At 63.0% G+C, this 17,109-nt stretch carries 14 protein-coding genes and 1 pseudogene; 6 read left to right on the forward strand and 9 right to left on the reverse strand.

What is annotated here, in order from left to right; translation table 11 throughout:
- Window positions 1-184 precede the first annotated feature (184 nt).
- Window positions 185-934, reverse strand: a complete 750-nt coding sequence (locus AB0M74_RS01150) for a hypothetical protein (RefSeq protein ID WP_364900255.1) — start codon at window positions 932-934, stop codon at window positions 185-187.
- Between the two features lie 352 nt (window positions 935-1,286).
- Here AB0M74_RS01150 and AB0M74_RS01155 point away from each other — a divergent pair, with 352 nt between their 5' ends.
- The gene (locus AB0M74_RS01155; protein ID WP_364900257.1) at window positions 1,287-1,742 is read left to right on the forward strand and encodes a hypothetical protein; all 456 of its coding nucleotides are present in this window, start codon (window positions 1,287-1,289) and stop codon (window positions 1,740-1,742) included.
- A 149-nt stretch (window positions 1,743-1,891) separates the two neighbouring features.
- Here AB0M74_RS01155 and AB0M74_RS01160 read toward each other — a convergent pair whose 3' ends face one another.
- Window positions 1,892-2,563, reverse strand: coding sequence for a cupin domain-containing protein (locus AB0M74_RS01160; protein WP_364900259.1), 672 nt, complete (start codon window positions 2,561-2,563; stop codon window positions 1,892-1,894).
- A gap of 762 nt (window positions 2,564-3,325) precedes the next feature.
- On the opposite strand from AB0M74_RS01160, the gene AB0M74_RS01165 reads away from it, so the two are divergent.
- On the forward strand, window positions 3,326-3,724 hold the full coding sequence (locus tag AB0M74_RS01165) for an SgcJ/EcaC family oxidoreductase (RefSeq protein ID WP_364900261.1): 399 nt from the start codon (window positions 3,326-3,328) through the stop codon (window positions 3,722-3,724).
- Window positions 3,725-4,103: 379 nt separating this feature from the next.
- On the opposite strand, the gene AB0M74_RS01170 is transcribed toward AB0M74_RS01165, so the two are convergent.
- The 6 genes and pseudogenes from AB0M74_RS01170 to AB0M74_RS01195 form a co-directional block, all read right to left on the reverse strand.
- The gene (locus AB0M74_RS01170; RefSeq protein WP_364900263.1) at window positions 4,104-4,985 is read right to left on the reverse strand and encodes an MspA family porin; all 882 of its coding nucleotides are present in this window, start codon (window positions 4,983-4,985) and stop codon (window positions 4,104-4,106) included.
- Window positions 4,986-5,571: 586 nt separating this feature from the next.
- Entirely contained in the window at window positions 5,572-5,784 is a 213-nt protein-coding gene (locus AB0M74_RS01175; RefSeq protein WP_364901982.1) for a hypothetical protein, read from the reverse strand.
- 25 nt (window positions 5,785-5,809) lie between these two features.
- Window positions 5,810-5,935, reverse strand: a pseudogene (locus AB0M74_RS01180) (SDR family NAD(P)-dependent oxidoreductase); the annotation flags it as partial.
- A gap of 68 nt (window positions 5,936-6,003) precedes the next feature.
- Window positions 6,004-7,425 (reverse strand): hypothetical protein, encoded by a 1,422-nt coding sequence (locus AB0M74_RS01185; protein WP_364900265.1) that lies wholly within the window; start codon window positions 7,423-7,425, stop codon window positions 6,004-6,006.
- A gap of 14 nt (window positions 7,426-7,439) precedes the next feature.
- Entirely contained in the window at window positions 7,440-9,548 is a 2,109-nt protein-coding gene (locus AB0M74_RS01190; RefSeq protein ID WP_364900267.1) for a CHAT domain-containing protein, read from the reverse strand.
- Window positions 9,549-9,585: 37 nt separating this feature from the next.
- The gene (locus AB0M74_RS01195) at window positions 9,586-12,096 is read right to left on the reverse strand and encodes a CHAT domain-containing protein (RefSeq protein ID WP_364900269.1); all 2,511 of its coding nucleotides are present in this window, start codon (window positions 12,094-12,096) and stop codon (window positions 9,586-9,588) included.
- Window positions 12,097-12,985: 889 nt separating this feature from the next.
- Between AB0M74_RS01195 and AB0M74_RS01200 the strand changes: the two genes are divergently transcribed.
- From AB0M74_RS01200 to AB0M74_RS01215, 4 genes are all read left to right on the forward strand, one after another.
- A complete protein-coding gene (locus tag AB0M74_RS01200; RefSeq protein WP_364900270.1) occupies window positions 12,986-13,201 on the forward strand; it encodes a hypothetical protein in 216 nt (71 codons plus the stop codon).
- A 122-nt stretch (window positions 13,202-13,323) separates the two neighbouring features.
- The gene (locus AB0M74_RS01205; protein ID WP_364900272.1) at window positions 13,324-13,749 is read left to right on the forward strand and encodes a hypothetical protein; all 426 of its coding nucleotides are present in this window, start codon (window positions 13,324-13,326) and stop codon (window positions 13,747-13,749) included.
- A complete protein-coding gene (locus AB0M74_RS01210; RefSeq protein WP_364900273.1) occupies window positions 13,677-14,054 on the forward strand; it encodes an FAD-dependent monooxygenase in 378 nt (125 codons plus the stop codon). The genes AB0M74_RS01205 and AB0M74_RS01210 overlap by 73 nt, the downstream gene beginning before the upstream one ends.
- 227 nt (window positions 14,055-14,281) lie before the next feature.
- Window positions 14,282-16,084 (forward strand): serine/threonine-protein kinase PknD, encoded by a 1,803-nt coding sequence (locus tag AB0M74_RS01215; protein WP_364900275.1) that lies wholly within the window; start codon window positions 14,282-14,284, stop codon window positions 16,082-16,084.
- A 539-nt stretch (window positions 16,085-16,623) separates the two neighbouring features.
- Here AB0M74_RS01215 and AB0M74_RS01220 read toward each other — a convergent pair.
- Window positions 16,624-17,058: an organic hydroperoxide resistance protein gene (locus AB0M74_RS01220; protein WP_364900276.1), complete on the reverse strand. Its 435-nt coding sequence runs from the start codon at window positions 17,056-17,058 to the stop codon at window positions 16,624-16,626.
- Window positions 17,059-17,109: the final 51 nt, after the last annotated feature.

Here is a 17,109-nt window from a genome sequence, read left to right on the forward strand (position 1 = left end):
ACCGGCAGCGATGAGCCAACACGAAACCACAGCCACACTGTCCTGACCACCTTCACCCCGAGAAATAGGTGATAGGTACGAGCAAATGTCGGGAAATCAGGCAATGGGCATACCGAAAGTACGCTTCCTTGCCAGTGTTCGCTGACATCGGATTGGGATAGGGGATCGCATCGTCGTCCGCGCCTCAGTCGCCATCAACGTGCCCATCCGAGAAGTAACTGGGGACGCACGCGCGATCCAGCCGGGCGGGATAGGGGTCGCCCAATCGAACCGGCAGGCGACCTTTTCGGTATGCGCGGTCCACGTGGATCTGCGATAGCGGTTCGGACCCGAGTGCCCGGAACTCCCACCGTGTTCCCGTGGAATCCGGTTGCCAACCGTTCGGGTCGAGCCCGTATACCCGCGCGACGAGTCGGTCGACGACAACGATGGCGTAATGGGCGTTGCGTCTCGCGGCGCTGCTCACCCGCCACCATCGCCGATCTCGCTCGTAGAGCACTTCGGGGGACCGCAGGGCAGACGGCCCGCCATCCGGCCACGGCTGCGAGATGATGAGCGCGATACGTTCACCGACCGCGGTGAGGGCGCCCCAGCGCTGGAAGGCATGCGCCCGGTCCAGGCCCGTGACGGAGGCGACGTCGCCCAGCCCGGCCGTATGGTCGAGGGCGGCGGCGGCGGCTTCCAACATCGCGGCGTCGATCTCGTCCGCGAGCACACTGTGCACACGCAGCAGGGCTAGTTGGAACTCACGCGCCTCCACGAATTCCAACTCACCGTCTTCGTAGCGAGTCCATGCCTGTGGCCCGAGCCCGCTCAGTTGGCCAGCGAGTCCGACAAGGATGGTCCGCACGGACCGTGAGAGCCACAACCTCTCGGTTGCCCACATATCGCGCGCAAACGAATACCCGCCGCCGCTTACCTGCATATCAGTCATAGCCAGCGACTCTAGCGAGGATATACATCCAGTTCACAGATTTACCGGATCGATCTTAATTAAATTTCCTCGAAATAGCCGGTCGTTAGCCAAGCTCCTGCCGGTTGGTTCGTAGCTACCTTTTCGACGACATGGGTCGAAACGGTCTTCCGATCCACGACATCCACTCGAACAAAACCTGGACCCCAGATAGCAGGCCTCGGGCAAGGCAAATACCCGAAGCCCTCCCCCAACCGATCGGCCAGCGTAACGATATGGCGTCCTCCTACCGACGTCTGGGCAACTATGCGTTCCGCGACACTGTCAATGCTCGAAAAGGGAGTACACACTGATTGCGACACCGACGAACCCGATGACATCCACGGCCGCCGCCGAACCCGCCGCCACGGCCAACCGGTTCGATTGGTCGATCAGCCACGCCGACGACACGCTCGTGGTGACGTTCGGAGTGGAACGTGCCGGAATCGAGCTACCCGCTCCACTGCGAATCGGGGTGGAGTTGTTCTTTCAGGACAACGGCCTGTCGGGACCCACCATCGCTATCGGTGGTCCGGTCGGGCGCCACATCCGGCTCGTCACCGGCATCAGCAAAGCCGATCGGGCTATCGAGTACCTCCAACACTGCGGGGCGGTGCTCCACGTCGGCCGCGCCGAATTGCCCCTGCCTCCCGTTTCGGGACTCGACCCAGCATGGTCCGCGGGCGGCGGACACGGCCATCGCCATCGCATACCCCCGCTCGTAGCGGTGGCCGCCGCGGTTCGAGCGGTACGCCTGTACACCCCCGACGGACTCCAGCAACTCCCGTAGGCGACAAAAATCACGCGGGTCGTCGAGCCTCTTGGTGTTGATGGGAGCAGCTTGGAGCCGAATTCCAGACCGAAGGCGAACAGGCTGGTCCACACACGATTGCCTTGCGAGTTGGTGCCTGACGTGCTGTGCGGCCGGTGTCGAAACCGTCAGTGCCGCTTGGTGACTACGACAGGTTTGACCTCGGTAGGTATGCCCGACAGGGTGGACTCCGGGATGTTGAGCACAGTGGCCAGTACCGAGCGTGGGATGGAATTCATCGCGGCGAGAATGCCGATGTCGTCGTTGGTCTCGGCGGCGCTGGTGTTGAAGACGATGAGGACCTCGAGGGGTGTGTCGGTCCGGGCGTTTTCGAAGTAGTGGAAGAAGCCCTGTGGCGCGAACACGAGATCGCCCGGGTGCGCCTCGAAAGCCTCGGTGCGGTAGCTGCCGTCGGAGTGGGTACCGAGGATGGTCCATTTCGCGGTTCCGGAGATGTGGTAGTTCAACTCCCAGGCGCTGGGGTGCCAGTGCGGCTCGCGGATACCGCCCGGCTCCAAACGCACGAAGTAGACCGATCCGTTCTGCCCGGCCAAAACCGGGAAGTTGCCCTCATGGGCACCCTGGAGCATGCCGCCATCGAAGCGTTGCGGATCCGCGCGGGTGAGATGGAACAGGTGCGAGGAGTTCTGGAGGTTCTCGACGACCTCACCGGTGTTCGGCAGTTGAGTCGCCACCGTGTCGGCGCATGCTGCCGCCGCCATCAGTCCCGCGCCCAGCGCGGCACCACCCAGCGCCGCCGCACCGGTACCGAGTGCCGCGCGCCGGTTGACTCCTGTCATTTCGGATTCAGAATCGCTTGACATACGCCTCCGTTCGCAACGCAGACAGACAGGTGAGCAGCTATGCCGCAGCAGTCGACAGTGTATGACCCGCTCCCTCGGAACGGCGGTAGGACGCCGCACCGGTTCCAGCGCGCGGTGACCGTGCCACGGCCGGATCGATTCGCCGACGTTCACCCGTCGCGAGCCAAATAGTGGGTGCAGCTACTTTTAAGTGCGTTGCCGGTTGCATGCACACGGGATGACCACAGCAATACCAACAATGACACTGTCAAGTCATCAGACCGAGCAGACGTCGTGACCACCTACCGCGCTGGCTGTATCGTCGGCAAGCTCTCGCAGAACCAGGTTCCCAGCGGTCGGCGCACCGCTGGCGAATGCGGCGACAGGCTCTGCCATTGAAGTCCGGGCGCGAGTGGGCCGCGGTGGCGGCCTCGATATCGGCGGGATCGAGATCGTCGCATCCGATGCCGTGCACGTCACCTCGATACCTGCGGTGACGCAAGCGATCTCGGGGCCCATATGTATCGGGATCACAGTGCTCGTACCGCCCAGATGTGGGAACTCCTGTGCCGTGAGGTCGGCATGTTCGCTGTCGACCTTCTGCCACCCGGCAACAGTCGTCGCATCCCGACGCGCCAAAGTCGTGAACCCACGACAGCGTGTCGTTCGGATTGTCGATTCGAGGGGTGGTCGTGCGTCGGATAGCTGAGTGGCCCGCACGGTGGGCCGCGCCAAAAAGACGGAGGAAATGCGATGAACATGACCCGAACGGACGACGCGGCGGCCATCAGGCAGGTCTTGGCCGACCAGTACAAAGCATGGGTAGCCGGTGACGCGGACACTTTTGTCGCGGACTACACCGAGGACGCCACCGTGCTCATGCCCGGGTCCTACCGGCGGAACAGGGAGGAAGTTCGGCAGAGCATGGCGGCAAGTTTCGCTACGTTCCTCGAAAACTCCACCGTGACCGATGAGGTCCAAGACATCCGGTTCCTCGGTCAGGACTACGCAATCGTCGTCAGCAAGGCCGGGATCCTGTTCGCCGGCGAAACCGAAGTGCCCGCCGACCGGCTCGTCAATGCGACCTGGGTCTTCCAGAGGCGTGACGAGAGGTGGTTGGTCGCCGCCTACCACAACAGCCCTACCGACCCGAGCTAACGAACCCAGAGGCTGGGCCACCGCGCACATCACATCGGTGGCCCAGCTGTCGAAACTCGAGAGTCCAGGTGTTGCGGACCGCGAGGGCCTGTTCACCGGTGAGTGACTGTGGAGCAACGTCTTCGGCGATACGCACCGACCGGCCGCATCGTCCCCTCTCGCGCACAAATCCACTCATCGGCATCGCCTTCTCCTAAACGTGTTCGCGTGCTCTCATGCGCTGGCCCGAACTGCGAGAACATGATCGCGCCGCACCGAGTGGGCAGACCGCGCGCCCCGTCGACCACTTCGACGTCTGTCAGCACCCCATGGCAACGTCAGGCACCGGCCGATCAGCTCGAATTCCTCGCGCGCATCCTCGAATGTTCGTCTCCTGAAATCAGAAGGTGAACTGGCTGCCGTAGGCAGTGGTCTGCACCGTCCCGACCGCCGTACTCACCGTGGCAGTGATGAAGGGGACAGCCGATACCGGTGAGGCACACTGGCCGACGTTCAGCGCGGCGTTGTTGAAGATGAAGTGGTACGGGAACACCGTCCTGTCGTCCAGGTTGGCAGTCACCGTCGTGACGGTGGTGATCTGGCCCGGTGCCAACGTAGCTTCCAAGACCTCGGTCAAGCCCAGGGTGCCACCGACGGTCGGTCCGAGGCTCGCAGAGGGTGGGCTGGCCGAGGCACTCGGGGAAGTGGTGGCTGCGCTCTGGGAGGTGGGGGCGGCACTCCGGGAGATGGGGGCGGCACTCCGGGAGATGGGGGCGGCACTCCGGGAGATGGGGGCGGCACTCCGGGAGATGGGGGCGGCACTCCGGGACGTGGCTGCGGGACTCGGCGTTGTAGGCCTCGGCGTGAGCGTCACACTCGGCAGGCGGGCGGCAACGTCCGACTGGCTGAATTCGGGGGAAATACTCGCCAACAGCCCCTGATTGGGATCGATTCCGACGGTGAAGCCGTTGTCCAGACTGAGCGCGCAGCCGAGGAGGAACCCCGCGACGGCCTGGCCAGACGTTATTCCATTGCCCTCCACGGTCAGTGAGTAGTCGCCGGATAGCTGCGCGGCATGCGCGAACGTCATGAGGAAGTTCGGCATACGGTCGCCCGGTGGGTCCACTTTGACGTTGTCCACCGAAGTCGTCAGATGAATTCCGGCACCGGTTACGTCCGCACCGGGCGGTTGGGCTTGACTCAGCTCGGCGCCCGGCCACAGAACCAGCGCTAGGACGGCCGCGACCACACCGGTCGCGATAACGACGAATCGAGGTCGCATATTTGATCCCGTTTCGAATCGGATGTGCATCAGCGAAATCGTCTAAATAGATCTACATGGCTAATGCATGGCAAGCATAGTTGGATACCAGCCCGATGCGTCGAGGTTGCAGGGTGTGTCGCGCACCGACTGGGCACAGCCACAGATTGCCGGGCGCACACAGGATTCGATAATTCTCCCTGCCCCGGCCGCGTCATCCACTGAAACTATCCGCGCCGCAACGTACGACGAATACTCGAGGTCGAACGCTGGCAGAGGTCCAGGAGGCGCGAATCGCACCCCTCACCCACTCCTCGTGCAAGCGCATGTCGCATGCATGGCTTGGCGCCGCGACCAGAAACAGAGCTGAATCCTTGGCAGAACGCAGTACACGCCGTCGACCTGGCTGGTCAGACCGTTCTTGTAGCGATGCAGATCAGCCAGCGATCCGACGCCCCACCGCATATCTGGTTTCCACTGAATCCGCGAACGCATCGATGCCTATTCCTTCTCTACACACTGTGGGCTGAGTCAGGCGAATGTCACGGACGCTCATGCGGTGGGCACTGAAGTCCACATCGATGCCGAACTCGACCCCACCGGCTAATCAGCCACTGCGCATCCCCGAAACTCTGTTCTGATCGACATGCAGGGACCTTTTACCCGGGTACCGCGACGCGCCCTGGACAGTCCAGGCCCCGGTAAGAGTCTGCACCGCCGAACCATCCAGGTCGGCGAGCTTCACCGCGGCGAAAGCGCGCACGGCGTCGGAGGTGAGGAGCCGGAACGGAGGCCGCTGCGCGGCCAGCAGTTCGACCATGCGCCAGGAAGTTGACCTCCATGACCGCACGCACGGTGGCCACCACCTGCCACCCGCTCCGCGCGGCGGCGACGGCGGTGGCCAGACCGATACCGGAGGAGGTGCCAGTGATCAGGACGGTCTTGCTGCTCATCCTCTCAACCCCTTTCATTTACTGATCGAAACGGCACGAGAACGACGCCGACAACGCCATAAAGTCGTCAACTCCTTCAGCACCGGTCAGTTCCGATCTGCCAGAATGCCTGAAACCGCCGCCTGCCAAAATAAGTGGGCAATTTCGGGATGCGCGATGTCGCTATGGGATCCCACCGCCCCCTTGATCTTTGCAATGATGCGACTTGCATCGATGTTGTAATCAGTACCCGGGTCCAGCCCGTACTCGGCGTCGGCATCGAGGATTCCGTGGTCCACGGTGGGCTGACCGCCCTGCATCCCGAACGCCCCGATTGCTCCGTACTCGGGAAAGTGATTCCCGTCCAATAGCCGCTCTCGCCCAAGTTTCGCGCCGATCGGGAAAAATCGCCCGACGGCATGATCGTGAACCGACGTGGTCGTGACAACTGGACCAGCTACGAGCCGGTTCGAATCGAGCACTGGCCGAAAGTAGCCCGGCAAAGTCGGCGGAAACGGCAGCACCTCGGCGAAGGACCACAGCGACATCGCACCCTGGACGAGGAACAGTGAGCTCACCGGGCGCGGCAGTCGTTGGGTGAGCGTGCCCCCCGCGACTGGTCCCGCGATTGCGGCGGACACGACTATGCACCCGAAACTGTGCCCCATCAGGTGAATCCGCAGCGGGCGCGCGCTCTGCTGCAGTCGAATCAGTAGCTCGTGGACACCTGATTCACCGACCACACGGGCGCGGTGTTTCATCGACCAGAATGACAGCTGACGGGCTGGTGCAAGGATTATTTCTCGGGCCTTGACTCGACTACCACCACCCAGCAAACCGGGCTTGCCCACACCACCCGACACCGGCTCCGGTCCGACGGCGACCGCCCATTCTTTGGCAGTCTCAACCGGGGAGAATCCCTCTTGATCACTACCTGGCGCGGCGGTTGCGCCTGCTGACTGCAGGCCTGCCTCGCCGAACAACGCCTGATATGCCTCGTCGACTTCGGCTGAAAGATCAATGCTGTCGGTGGGCACGTCGTAATCCCCAGCATCGTCGGCTGCGGAGACGACCACGGTTAGGGCCCGGCGGGCAACTTCGGTGTCGGCTATGCGTTGGGAGTACAGGTCGACCAGTCCGGCGCTATCCAACTCACGTTCCGCCGCAAACTCGTCGCCTTCGCTGCTCAATAAGGCCGCACCCACAGCTTCGACTCCCCACGGGAGACTGGGCCAGTGAATTCCGATCGTCAGGGGTTTGAAGTCAGGAACCAACGCTTGCGCACGCGCCAGATCACGAGATCGGCCCTGCATCATCGGGATCCAGTCGTTGTACTGACTGATCGCTGCCGGTATGTCGCCCTTCCAGCCGTGGCTGGCGATGAAGACGTCCGTCACACCGTCGCCCGCCACCTCGGCGATTGTGTTGCTGAGCAAACTGCCGTCGGCCTCCGGACGCTCTGCGCCGTTCTCGTCGAAGAGTAGGAGGTAATAGTGCGATGATGTCGACGGGATCACACGTGCGGGCATGGTTCCTCCGTTGGCTAGTCGGCGGCTTCGGTACGGGGCAGCGGCGGACTGACTCTGGTGTCGACGTCGCAGTGCACCGTGTACAACAGTCCGAGCGGGTTGTTGTGCTGCTCCAAGAACATTCGCCGTGCACCGAGTACTGCCTCACCCAACGACGCCCCATCCAGCATCTTTTCCAGGAAGGTCTCGGCCCAGCGGATCCCGAACAACACAGGAGTCTTGCACTCCGTTCCGATAACTCCGCGTGCACCCTTGGCCATGAAGTACGGCACGAATCCGTCATAGAAACGTGGCGAAAGGTTCGCTGAGTCACACGCATTGATGAATACCAACGGCCGCTCCGGCAACCGCGAATCGGTAGAAGCGTTGCGATTGAGATCGGCCAGGGTTGCACTCTCGCCATCGCCCATGCTGAAGGCCGCAAGGTCCGGATCGCCGTCCGGGCCGGGACCTGTCGCGTGGCAGAAGAAGTAGATGAGCTTGTCGCGGTTCTCCCCATTGCGCAGCGCCCGGAACACGTCATCCCGCGTCGACCTCGAAAACAACTTCAGGCCCGAGCGCGCCGCCGCGATCTCGTTCCAGCGGCTCTGATGCTCTGCGACCAGGGTGATCCCCATCTGGGTATCGATCATCTGGTTGATGTTCAGGCTGACCTCGAGCGCGGGCCGACTCTCGATGGCATTCTGTTTGGAACCCCTCAACGTTTGAAGTGGCAACTGCTCGACGATGTGACGCAATCCAAGGAAATTGTTCCAATCAAGCTGTGCTCCATCGGAAGTCTCACCGAGATAGAGGCAAGCCCACGGAATAGGCAGGCGTTCAGCGAATACCTGGAGCTCGAGTTGAATCGCGGGGTCTGTGGCGTACTCTTTCAACCACTCGCCGACTGCTCGGGCATCTTCGCCAGCTCCTGGATGCAGGAATACCCGTTGGAACAATCGCGCGCCCGCAGGTGCCAGCAGCTCCAGCGCCTGCCGCTGCGCTCGCTCAGGAATGGTTACCTGATGCTGAAAGACCAGCTGTCGGTCGTGGGTGAGCGTCACCACCTTCAAGAGCGCCTTCCGGACCGTCTCGGCGGCGTCGGTCAGCTCGCCGACGGTGATGGGAAGCACAGCGCGGTTTCCCACCGATCCCAAAGCCCTGCAGAGATATCCGCTCGCCGGAGCAGGCTCGATCACAAGACAGATGTCTCGAGGTTCCAGCGCAGTAACGCTTTCGGGAGGACGCCCGGTCATCGTCGCGTTGACGGATGCCGGCGCGCTTCCTCCGACCTGCAGTGTCAGCTTCATCTGCGATACGAAGTTGCCGTCGAGGTGCGTAGTCGCGATCAGTTGACACAGTCCCTCACGGACCGCAGCGATCTCGAACCGCGCCTTCCCCCTCGAAGGGCCTGTTCTGGGCAATCGCAGCGGCCGCGTCCGCGGGCCAAGGATCTCGAAATCCGGCGAATCGAGCTGAACCGTCAGCGCGAACATATTTATGCTCGTGTCGGCGCCAACGAACACATCTTCGGGCCAAACACCCTCGACTGTCACCGAATTCGATGAAGACCCGACATCGAAGGCTATGGTGTATTGCTCATCGAGGCGCAAAGGTTGCGTGTTGTCGTGATCCTCGAGGTTCGCGTGGAAGAACCGCTCCTCGTGTGGGGCCGTGTCCGAGGCGGCCTGGATGGGCGGCACTATATCCAACCGCTCGACGCGTTCGGCCGTAGACTCGGTCAGCGATCGACGCCGGCTTCGACGGAGGCGGCGCCGCGGCATCTCATCGCCGCTGAGTGTGCCGGCTTCGCGAGACGTCCGCTGCTCGAGATCTGCGAGAACTCGCTTCACTGACAGCGGAACTCGCCCCCGTTCCCGATACCGCGAGCGCATTGCCTCGAGCGAAGCATCGTCAGGCGCCACCGCCAATGCATCGATTATCGACACAACCATGCGCAGTCTGCGCGCTTCCGTCGCCCCGAGGGGACCGCGGGGGAGATGACGAATGATCTCGTCTACCAACAGCTTGGAGTCGACAGCCCGCAAGCGAGTCAATTCGCTCAATGCGCCGAGGCTCAGCGGCGAAGGCCATGTGTCGATAATCCGGATCGCTAGTGCCGCAATCGAGGACGGTTCGGTCATGTCTCCCCTTCCTCTGGCTACCTCAGCGAAGGCGCCGTCAACCGATCGTCGAAAATGCAGTCTGATCGGTGGCGGCCGAATACGGTCGTCCGACGCCGAAGAGAGTAAAGCCCGCCCAGTCGCGAATCTGCGCGCCGTTCCGAGCCCGCACGACGCACGCGCTCTGTAATGCTCGGGCCGGACCCGAACCGGGTACGCCCCGATAGAACTCGGCCATCCAGTCGGCCGCCGCGTAGTCATCTATGTCCCACAGCGGCGCAACAATATTGATAGCGCCAGCCGCAAAGAACGCGGACAGCAGACCCAACGGCTCGTCACCGGGCCCAAAGCGGATCAGCGCTCCGTCACACACACTCAGCACAACCAGCTGGGCCGCGCTCAGATCTGCTCGACGGACCTCTTCGGCGTGCAGAAATCCATCGTGACAGTCGTCGGCCGCCAGCACAATCCGGTGCATGTCGAGGGCGTCGTTCTCGGGAAAGTCGCCATGGCTGGCGATGTGAACGAAATGCTTGCCAGGAGTGTCCCGATAAAAGGCGGATTCGCTTGCGGCCGCTCCTGTATGAACGTAAGTCTCGAATCCTTGCAAATGGTCAACGATCCGAGCGATCTCACGTTCGGCTTCGGGCAGCGATTCCCACTCTGGTGGCATCTCAGGATTCCCGAACCCAACAAAGGTCGACGGCGCGGGCATCTGCGACTGCCGCTGAGCGAGGTGCTGCCAGACCGAGATGCTCGGTGCCACCACCACTGGCGCCAGCTCGATAAGAAACCTGCCGTCAGAGTTTCGTAGTGCCGAGAACGGAACCGAATGGAGAACGCCCGACGGCACGATGGTGATTCGACTGAACTTCGATGCTGAAAACCCATACGTCTCGAGAGGGGCAATCAACATTCGATACAGCTGGGACAGGTCCTCCTCTATCAGGGCATCCTGCCCTTCACGAATGGCATACCGGGTCATCGCGATGAGGTTCATAAGAGGTCCGACATCGAGCGGCTGTTGGCCGTCGGCTTGTATTCGACCGATGAACTCCAATTTGCCGTCGTAGATGAGCGGCAAGTGAAGCGTCAGTGTCCGTTCGCGGGTGATCCACATGACCAACAGTGTGCCGCCGGGGTCGAGTTCTTCAAATGGAATGTGGTAGCTCACAATCGTTTCGTCGCCGGCGAGGCTTGCACTGACATCGGCGAGGTCGGTGATCGCCGCACTGCCCACGAAGCCCCCATCGGCAGCCGCATAGGTCCGCTCGAGCAGGTCGAGTTGCTCGATATGGTCGCCGATGCCCGTGAGACCGCCGAACGGCAACCTGCTGAGGAGTTGAAACTCGTCTGCGGCGGGCGTCGCTCTATTGGGCGCCGGCAGATGCAGCAACTGGATTTCCGTAGCCAAAGCCTTCCGGGCAACAACCGGATCACCGATTTGGCGCACGACGCCGTTGATCTCGTCCAGGAGACATCTCGCCTTGCCGATTTCCATCGACTCGAATGCCGCTGCGGCATCGGGTTCTAACTCATCGGCGAATTCATCGGCAACCATGCTGCCGATCGAGCGGTCGAGCACCTCGGCGATCTGCAATCTTCCGGCGCGGGAACGCTTGGAGCGTCGAACATCCTCGAGCCCCGTCTGGTATTCGCGACGCAGATTACGTAGGTGTTCGCTGAGGCGGGACGATGCCCGCTCCCCCTCATAACGGGTTGCCGACGCTGCGATGAACGTCACCACATCGCCCTCTGTGGCGGCTCGATCAACGACACCGGACAATCGATCGAAAGCCTTGTCCGGGCTACCGTACCGATACGAGAGCCTCGCAAGAATTCTCGCGTCCACCAGCAATTCGGCGGAGGTTGCGCCGGGAGGGGTCTTCGTACCAAGAAAGGATTCGAGTGCTAACGCAATCCGCCGGAGAGATTCCGTCACGGTGGTCCTGTCCGACCCGTCTTCGGAATCAAACCAATGCAAGCCCATGATTCGTTGCGCGGTGGCGAGCACCATACTCAAGAAGCTGGACCCACGTCCTGGAGAAGCGGCCGGAAGCAAACCAATCGCCTGCACAGCGTCGGCCAACGTCGTCAATAGCCATTCGCGATGCTTGCCTAACTCGCGCTGCTCCTCCAACGCTTCTGCCGCGAAATAGGCGCTGTCGGCGGCGACTGCCAGTGCAGCGAACTGCGAGGAGGCGCGCTTCATCCGGCGAGAGAGGCCAGCCATGACCTGCGCGTAGCTGCGTGCAGCCTCGTAATCCGGTACATCGACTGCGATGACCTTCATGACATCGGCGATGCGGATGCCGGTATCGACCGTGCCGGCGAGATCGCCGAGCTCCTGGCAGGCGGCCTGTTCGATGAACAGTGCAGCTTGCGCACGATCGAACTCGTTTCGTTCGATCGCATCGGTCGCCGCTTCATGCGCCACGAACCTCAGCTCGGTGGGAGTCTCCAGCGCCCCCAAAAGGCGTGCGAACTCCTCGCGATCGGCCCCGAAAAACCCTATGAGATCTTCAACCGTCTTCCGCGACCGCTCGGTGAGGTGTGCCCCGTCTGCCATATCCGCCTCTCCGCGAACATCGACGTCACTCCCGCTACCCTCAGTCGCCAGACCCCGATTGGCAGACCGACGACCAAGGTCCAACCGAATGCAATCGATCTGCACGGCACAGCGGTCGTACCTGAGGGTACCGCTGCAAACCGGCGATGGCGTCTCCTTTCGGAGACGAGAACAACGCTCGGATATTCAGGCCTTGGTGAACCGTTCGCCGTTTGCGTTCCGCGCACGAACCCCGAAGGTCGTCACCGAGCACTCGATCGGAACCGGTCTTCGAACCCACCGTTCCCGAGGACTGCCGGATCGACGGACAGCGGACGAAATGCGGAGTGTTCGACGCACATGCTGAACAATCAACTAACACCCCGGTGTCCGGGTCTCGTCTCGTGAGGGAACTCGAATGCGTAGAGCGGCAAGGATTCTGACCATAGCCGCAGCCCTGGTGAGCCTCGCTTCCTGCGATACCCCACCGGCGGGCGAGGGCGCTCCCGGAGGTCTTGCCGTTGGCAATCCCGTCGAGTTCGTCGTGGACACAATGAAACTCCAGATCGCGGAAGGGTGCACAGCCGTAGCTCTCGGCGATGCCTGCGTCGACATCGAGACAAAGGCCAAGAACACCGCGGAAACCCCGCAATATCGGCCACTCCCGCCGAAGTACCCGAGGACAGGCAGCTTCGTCGCCTACGTGGGCATGAGCAAGACATTGCCCGCAGGAGGTGTAGGGCGCGGGCCAAGCTCAATGCGGGCCAGACGCTGTACATCTACACCGAGAAGTGCGAGCCCGAGGACATCGTCGACACCTCGACCGAACCCGTGCCGCCGACCACGACCACCCGTGCCGCGCCTCCCTTGTCGACGACGGAGCCGCCCACAACCACCACCTCGCGCACCAGTGGCTGACAACGCGCCCGACGACCGGCAGGTCCGCGGAACATCGTTCGCCGATCTGTCGCAGCTGGCGCAGCTGATCGCGCAGTTTGTCGCCCCCGCAACGGTATTGGCGGGACTGCTGTACTACAGGGGGTTCTTCCACGCCAAAGGCTTCTGCGCCTATTTCGGGGTGGAGTCGACATCGCTGGGACCGTTGCCGGGACGCTCTTGCTGCTGAATGGGTTGTCCCAGTTGTCGTTCGAGACACCGATGAACCGCGGGCTGGGAGTCGCACCTTTCTGCGTCATCGCCGGAGTGCTGCTGTTATGGGCCGTCGTGCGCGCACGGCGACGACAGCTCATGACAGGATCGACCACAGCCGCACCGGCGACGACGCCGCTCGAGTGGGTATTGGTCTTCCTCCTCGTCGCCCGCACCTTCTTCTGGGGCGCGACGGCCTACTCCTTGGCGGTGGGCAAGGGGCGGGCGATCAAGTTCGAACGTTCCCTGCCCAGCGCCGCGGTGCTCACCCTCTATACCGAGAAGGCGCTCGATCTCACCGTCGGCGGCGTGCGGAAAGCAGCATGCACCGACCCCGGCTCTGCCTACCGTTACCGCTGCGACGGCCTGGTTCTGGTGATGAGCACCAGCGAAAACTACGTCATGCTGCCACGGACCTGGACCTATAAACAGGCCACAGCGATTGTGCTGCCATGGAATGGACCGGGAGCGCACCGACTGGAATTCGCCCGGTCGATACCCACCACACCACCGCCGGTCTGCTGACGCGTACCGAACCCGCGCCCGAGGGCCTGGATTCCGCCCACGCCTCTGTGCTGGGCATCCAGCAGCCGGTCATCGATCATCTGCTCGAAGAACATGCGATCGAACTGGGTGCGCCGGTCCGGCGTGGTTGCACGGTGACCGGTTTCGAGCAGGACCATGAGAGTGTGGCCGTCGATTCCACCGACGGGGAGCGGCTGCGTTCGCGTTTACCTGACTCTTCTGCTCGACGTGCTCGCTGCCAAGAGCTACGAGAAATCCTCCTACTCGATTCACGAAGTTGGTCGTATCGCTCAGAGGTACGCTGAACTTGCGACAGGTCTGTTGACGAATTTCTGGGCACGATCCGCTCACTCGTGCCGCTGGCGGGGCAGTGCCCAGCCGCGTACTTGCCGGCATGAGCTGGGAAATTCACGCGCCGACTCTCGACTGTCCGGCCTGGCTGAGTCAACCAGTGTGGGGCTACCCGCTCGAGCGGGGGTTGGAATGCAAGCAAGTACACCGTTTGCCAGTCGGGTGGTCACAGGACGGCACAATGGATGACACGTCAGCAGGTGGCGGGGACGCCACGTGGGGGCCAGCGGAGGCGTTCGGACGCTATCGGCTTCTGTCGCTGCTGGGCCAGGGCGGTATGGGCCAGGTGTGGCGGGCACATGATTCGCTGACCAACCGGGTGGTGGCGCTCAAGGTATTGCCCGAGCGCTTCGCCGATGACGAGCAGCTGCGCGAGCGCTTCCGCCGGGAGTGCCGGGCGGTGGCGCAGTTGACCGAGCCGCATGTGATCCCCATCCACGACTTCGGCGACATCGACGGTCGGCTCTATCTGAATATGCGCTTGATCGAGGGCACCGACCTGCACAAGGTGATCACGCAAGAAGGGGCATTGTCGCCGCGACGGGCAGTGGCGATCATCGCACAGGTGGCCGGCGCGCTGCAGGCGGCACACGACGCCGGGCTGGTCCACCGCGACGTCAAACCCACCAACATCCTGCTAGGGGCCGATGAGTTCGCCTCCCTGATCGACTTCGGGATCGCCCACGCCACCGACGACCGTACGCTGACCACGATCGGCGAGACCATCGGCACCGTCACCTACATGGCGCCGGAGGAGATCGGCACGGAGATCAAGGCCGATGCCCGAGTGGACGTGTACGCGTTGACGTGCGTGCTGTATGAGTGCCTGACCGGCCGGCCGCCGTTTGTGAGCGAATGGGGGATGCAGGGTGTGATCGCCCAACACCTCCACACCCCGCCGCCGCGTCCCAGCACCACTACATCCGATGTACCGACTGCGTTCGATGCGGTCATCGCCAAGGGAATGGCCAAAAATCCCGACGATCGTTACCAGACCGTGCGCGAGCTGGCCGCGGCGGCCTGCGCCGCGGTGGGCGATTCCGCGGTCAGCACCTCCGGGGGCGTGGCTGCGCGCCACGGGCGGCGAATCAGATTGTCGCCCAAGACCGCCGTGCTGCTCGCCGCCGCGGTCGTGGCTACGGCAGTGGCCGCCGTAGCTGTCGTCATCGGTGTCCAACGGGAATCAGGCGGCGGTGGCAACTCGCCCGCACCTATCGCCCCGGCTTACTCGTCACAGACTCCGCTGCCGTTCACCGGCGTCAGCCTGCCCACCGGTGTGGCGGTCGACACGGCGGGCAACATATACGTCACCGACATAGGTAACGATCGGGTGGTGAAATTGGCGGCGGGCGAGACGACGCCGACCCCACTGCCCTTCACCGGCTTGAAGAATCCCCAGGGCGTAGCGATCGACACGGCGGGCAACATATTCGTCACCGACACAAGTAACAATCGAGTGGTGAAATTGGCGGCGGGCGAGACGACGCCGACCCCACTGCCGTTCACCGGGCTCAAAGATCCCCGCGGTGTGGCGGTCGACACGGCGGGAGACGTGTACGTCGCCGACCGGAGTAATGATCGGGTGGTGAAATTGGCGGCGGGCGCGTCGGCACCGACCCCACTGCCGTTCACCGGGCTCAAAGATCCCCAGGGTGTGGCGGTCGACACGGCGGGCAACGTATACGTCACCGAATTGGGTACCGAGCGGGTGGTGAAGTTGGCACCGGGCGCGTCGGCACCGACCCCACTGCCGTTCACCGGGCTCAAAGATCCCCGCGGTGTGGCGGTCGACACGGCGGGAGACGTGTACGTCATCGACTGGGGTAACGAATGGGTGGTGAGGTTGGCGGCGGGCGCGTCGACGCCGACAACGCTGCCGTTCACCGGCCTGAAGAACCCCCAGGGCGTGGCGGTCGACACGGCGAACAATGTATACGTCACCGACCAGGGCCCCGAGCCGGTGTTGAAACTCCCGGTCGGCTGACCCTCGTTCCGCGATGTTGGGCCCGCTACACCAGCGACTCCCCATTCGAAGCCGACGGTTCGGCCGGGACTCCGGTTGACCGCAGTGTCTTCGTGGAGTTCACGAGGCGTTGGCGGGTACACGAATAGACCACCGGACGAGGCGCGGCGAGGCCGAACGACCGTAAACAGCCGTCGAACGCCGACACGCACCGAACGCGTTGGCGGCCTGCGCCGCCGCGGTCACGGCCATGCGGTGCGGATTCGATGTCTCCCACCGCAGCAGGCACAACGACCTTCTCACGCACATCGCCAACACCCGCCCGGTCGTGTCCAATCCGACACGGCAACCACCTGCGCACGCCGCCGCCGTGACACGAGTGGGACCACGGCCGCTTCGTCGAACACGGTAGGAGTCGCCTGATCGGCGAATGATGCTGTACTGCAGTGAAATTCATCGGTACGAATCCGCGGGTTAGAGCATGATCACTGTTCCAACCCACGGCTGGTGCGTTTATCTACAGCACCCTCGTCACTGCGGTTGCTTGTCCCGGTCCGATGTCATACCTCCGTGCCGTTGACGATTAGTGCGACGTCGATGTTCCCGCGCGTGGCGTTGGAGTACGGACACATCTGGTGTGCTGCGCGGACGAGGTCCGCGGCCTGCTCGGGATCGTCGATCGACGGCAGTGTGATGTCCAGTTCGACTCCCAGCTTGAACGCGCCGCTCCCGCTCGGGATGAGCATCACCCGTGAGCCGATCGCCGCGTCGTCCGCGTCGAGCTTCCTGCGCGGCGCCACCAGGGTCAGCACAGTTGCAAAGCACGCGGCGTAGCCGATCGCGAACAGCTGCTCGGGATTGGTCCCCGCACCGTCGCCGCCCAGTTCCTTCGGCTGCCGCAATTCCACCTCCAACCGGCCGTCGGTCGTCCGGCCGTGGCCTTGGGCGCGTCCGCCGATTACATGCGCCTGAGCCGTGTAGAGCGGCTTCGTCATAGTCCCTCTCCTCTCATTGACTTCCTGAATTGGAACTGTATGGTTCAAAAA

This window comes from Nocardia sp. NPDC051463 (assembly GCF_040681975.1).
Classification (GTDB): domain Bacteria; phylum Actinomycetota; class Actinomycetes; order Mycobacteriales; family Mycobacteriaceae; genus Nocardia.

What these genes read in the sequence shown, in the direction of transcription:
- AB0M74_RS01150 (WP_364900255.1), bottom strand. Translation starts at nt 934, where the DNA reads ATGACTGATATGCAGGTAAGCGGCGGCGGGTATTCGTTTGCGCGCGAT.
- AB0M74_RS01155 (WP_364900257.1), top strand. Translation starts at nt 1,287, where the DNA reads ATGACATCCACGGCCGCCGCCGAACCCGCCGCCACGGCCAACCGGTTC.
- AB0M74_RS01160 (WP_364900259.1), bottom strand. Translation starts at nt 2,563, where the DNA reads ATGACAGGAGTCAACCGGCGCGCGGCACTCGGTACCGGTGCGGCGGCG.
- AB0M74_RS01165 (WP_364900261.1), top strand. Translation starts at nt 3,326, where the DNA reads ATGACCCGAACGGACGACGCGGCGGCCATCAGGCAGGTCTTGGCCGAC.
- AB0M74_RS01170 (WP_364900263.1), bottom strand. Translation starts at nt 4,985, where the DNA reads ATGCGACCTCGATTCGTCGTTATCGCGACCGGTGTGGTCGCGGCCGTC.
- AB0M74_RS01175 (WP_364901982.1), bottom strand. Translation starts at nt 5,784, where the DNA reads ATGGTCGAACTGCTGGCCGCGCAGCGGCCTCCGTTCCGGCTCCTCACC.
- AB0M74_RS01185 (WP_364900265.1), bottom strand. Translation starts at nt 7,425, where the DNA reads ATGCCCGCACGTGTGATCCCGTCGACATCATCGCACTATTACCTCCTA.
- AB0M74_RS01190 (WP_364900267.1), bottom strand. Translation starts at nt 9,548, where the DNA reads ATGACCGAACCGTCCTCGATTGCGGCACTAGCGATCCGGATTATCGAC.
- AB0M74_RS01195 (WP_364900269.1), bottom strand. Translation starts at nt 12,096, where the DNA reads ATGGCAGACGGGGCACACCTCACCGAGCGGTCGCGGAAGACGGTTGAA.
- AB0M74_RS01205 (WP_364900272.1), top strand. Translation starts at nt 13,324, where the DNA reads ATGACAGGATCGACCACAGCCGCACCGGCGACGACGCCGCTCGAGTGG.
- AB0M74_RS01210 (WP_364900273.1), top strand. Translation starts at nt 13,677, where the DNA reads ATGGAATGGACCGGGAGCGCACCGACTGGAATTCGCCCGGTCGATACC.
- AB0M74_RS01215 (WP_364900275.1), top strand. Translation starts at nt 14,282, where the DNA reads ATGGATGACACGTCAGCAGGTGGCGGGGACGCCACGTGGGGGCCAGCG.
- AB0M74_RS01220 (WP_364900276.1), bottom strand. Translation starts at nt 17,058, where the DNA reads ATGACGAAGCCGCTCTACACGGCTCAGGCGCATGTAATCGGCGGACGC.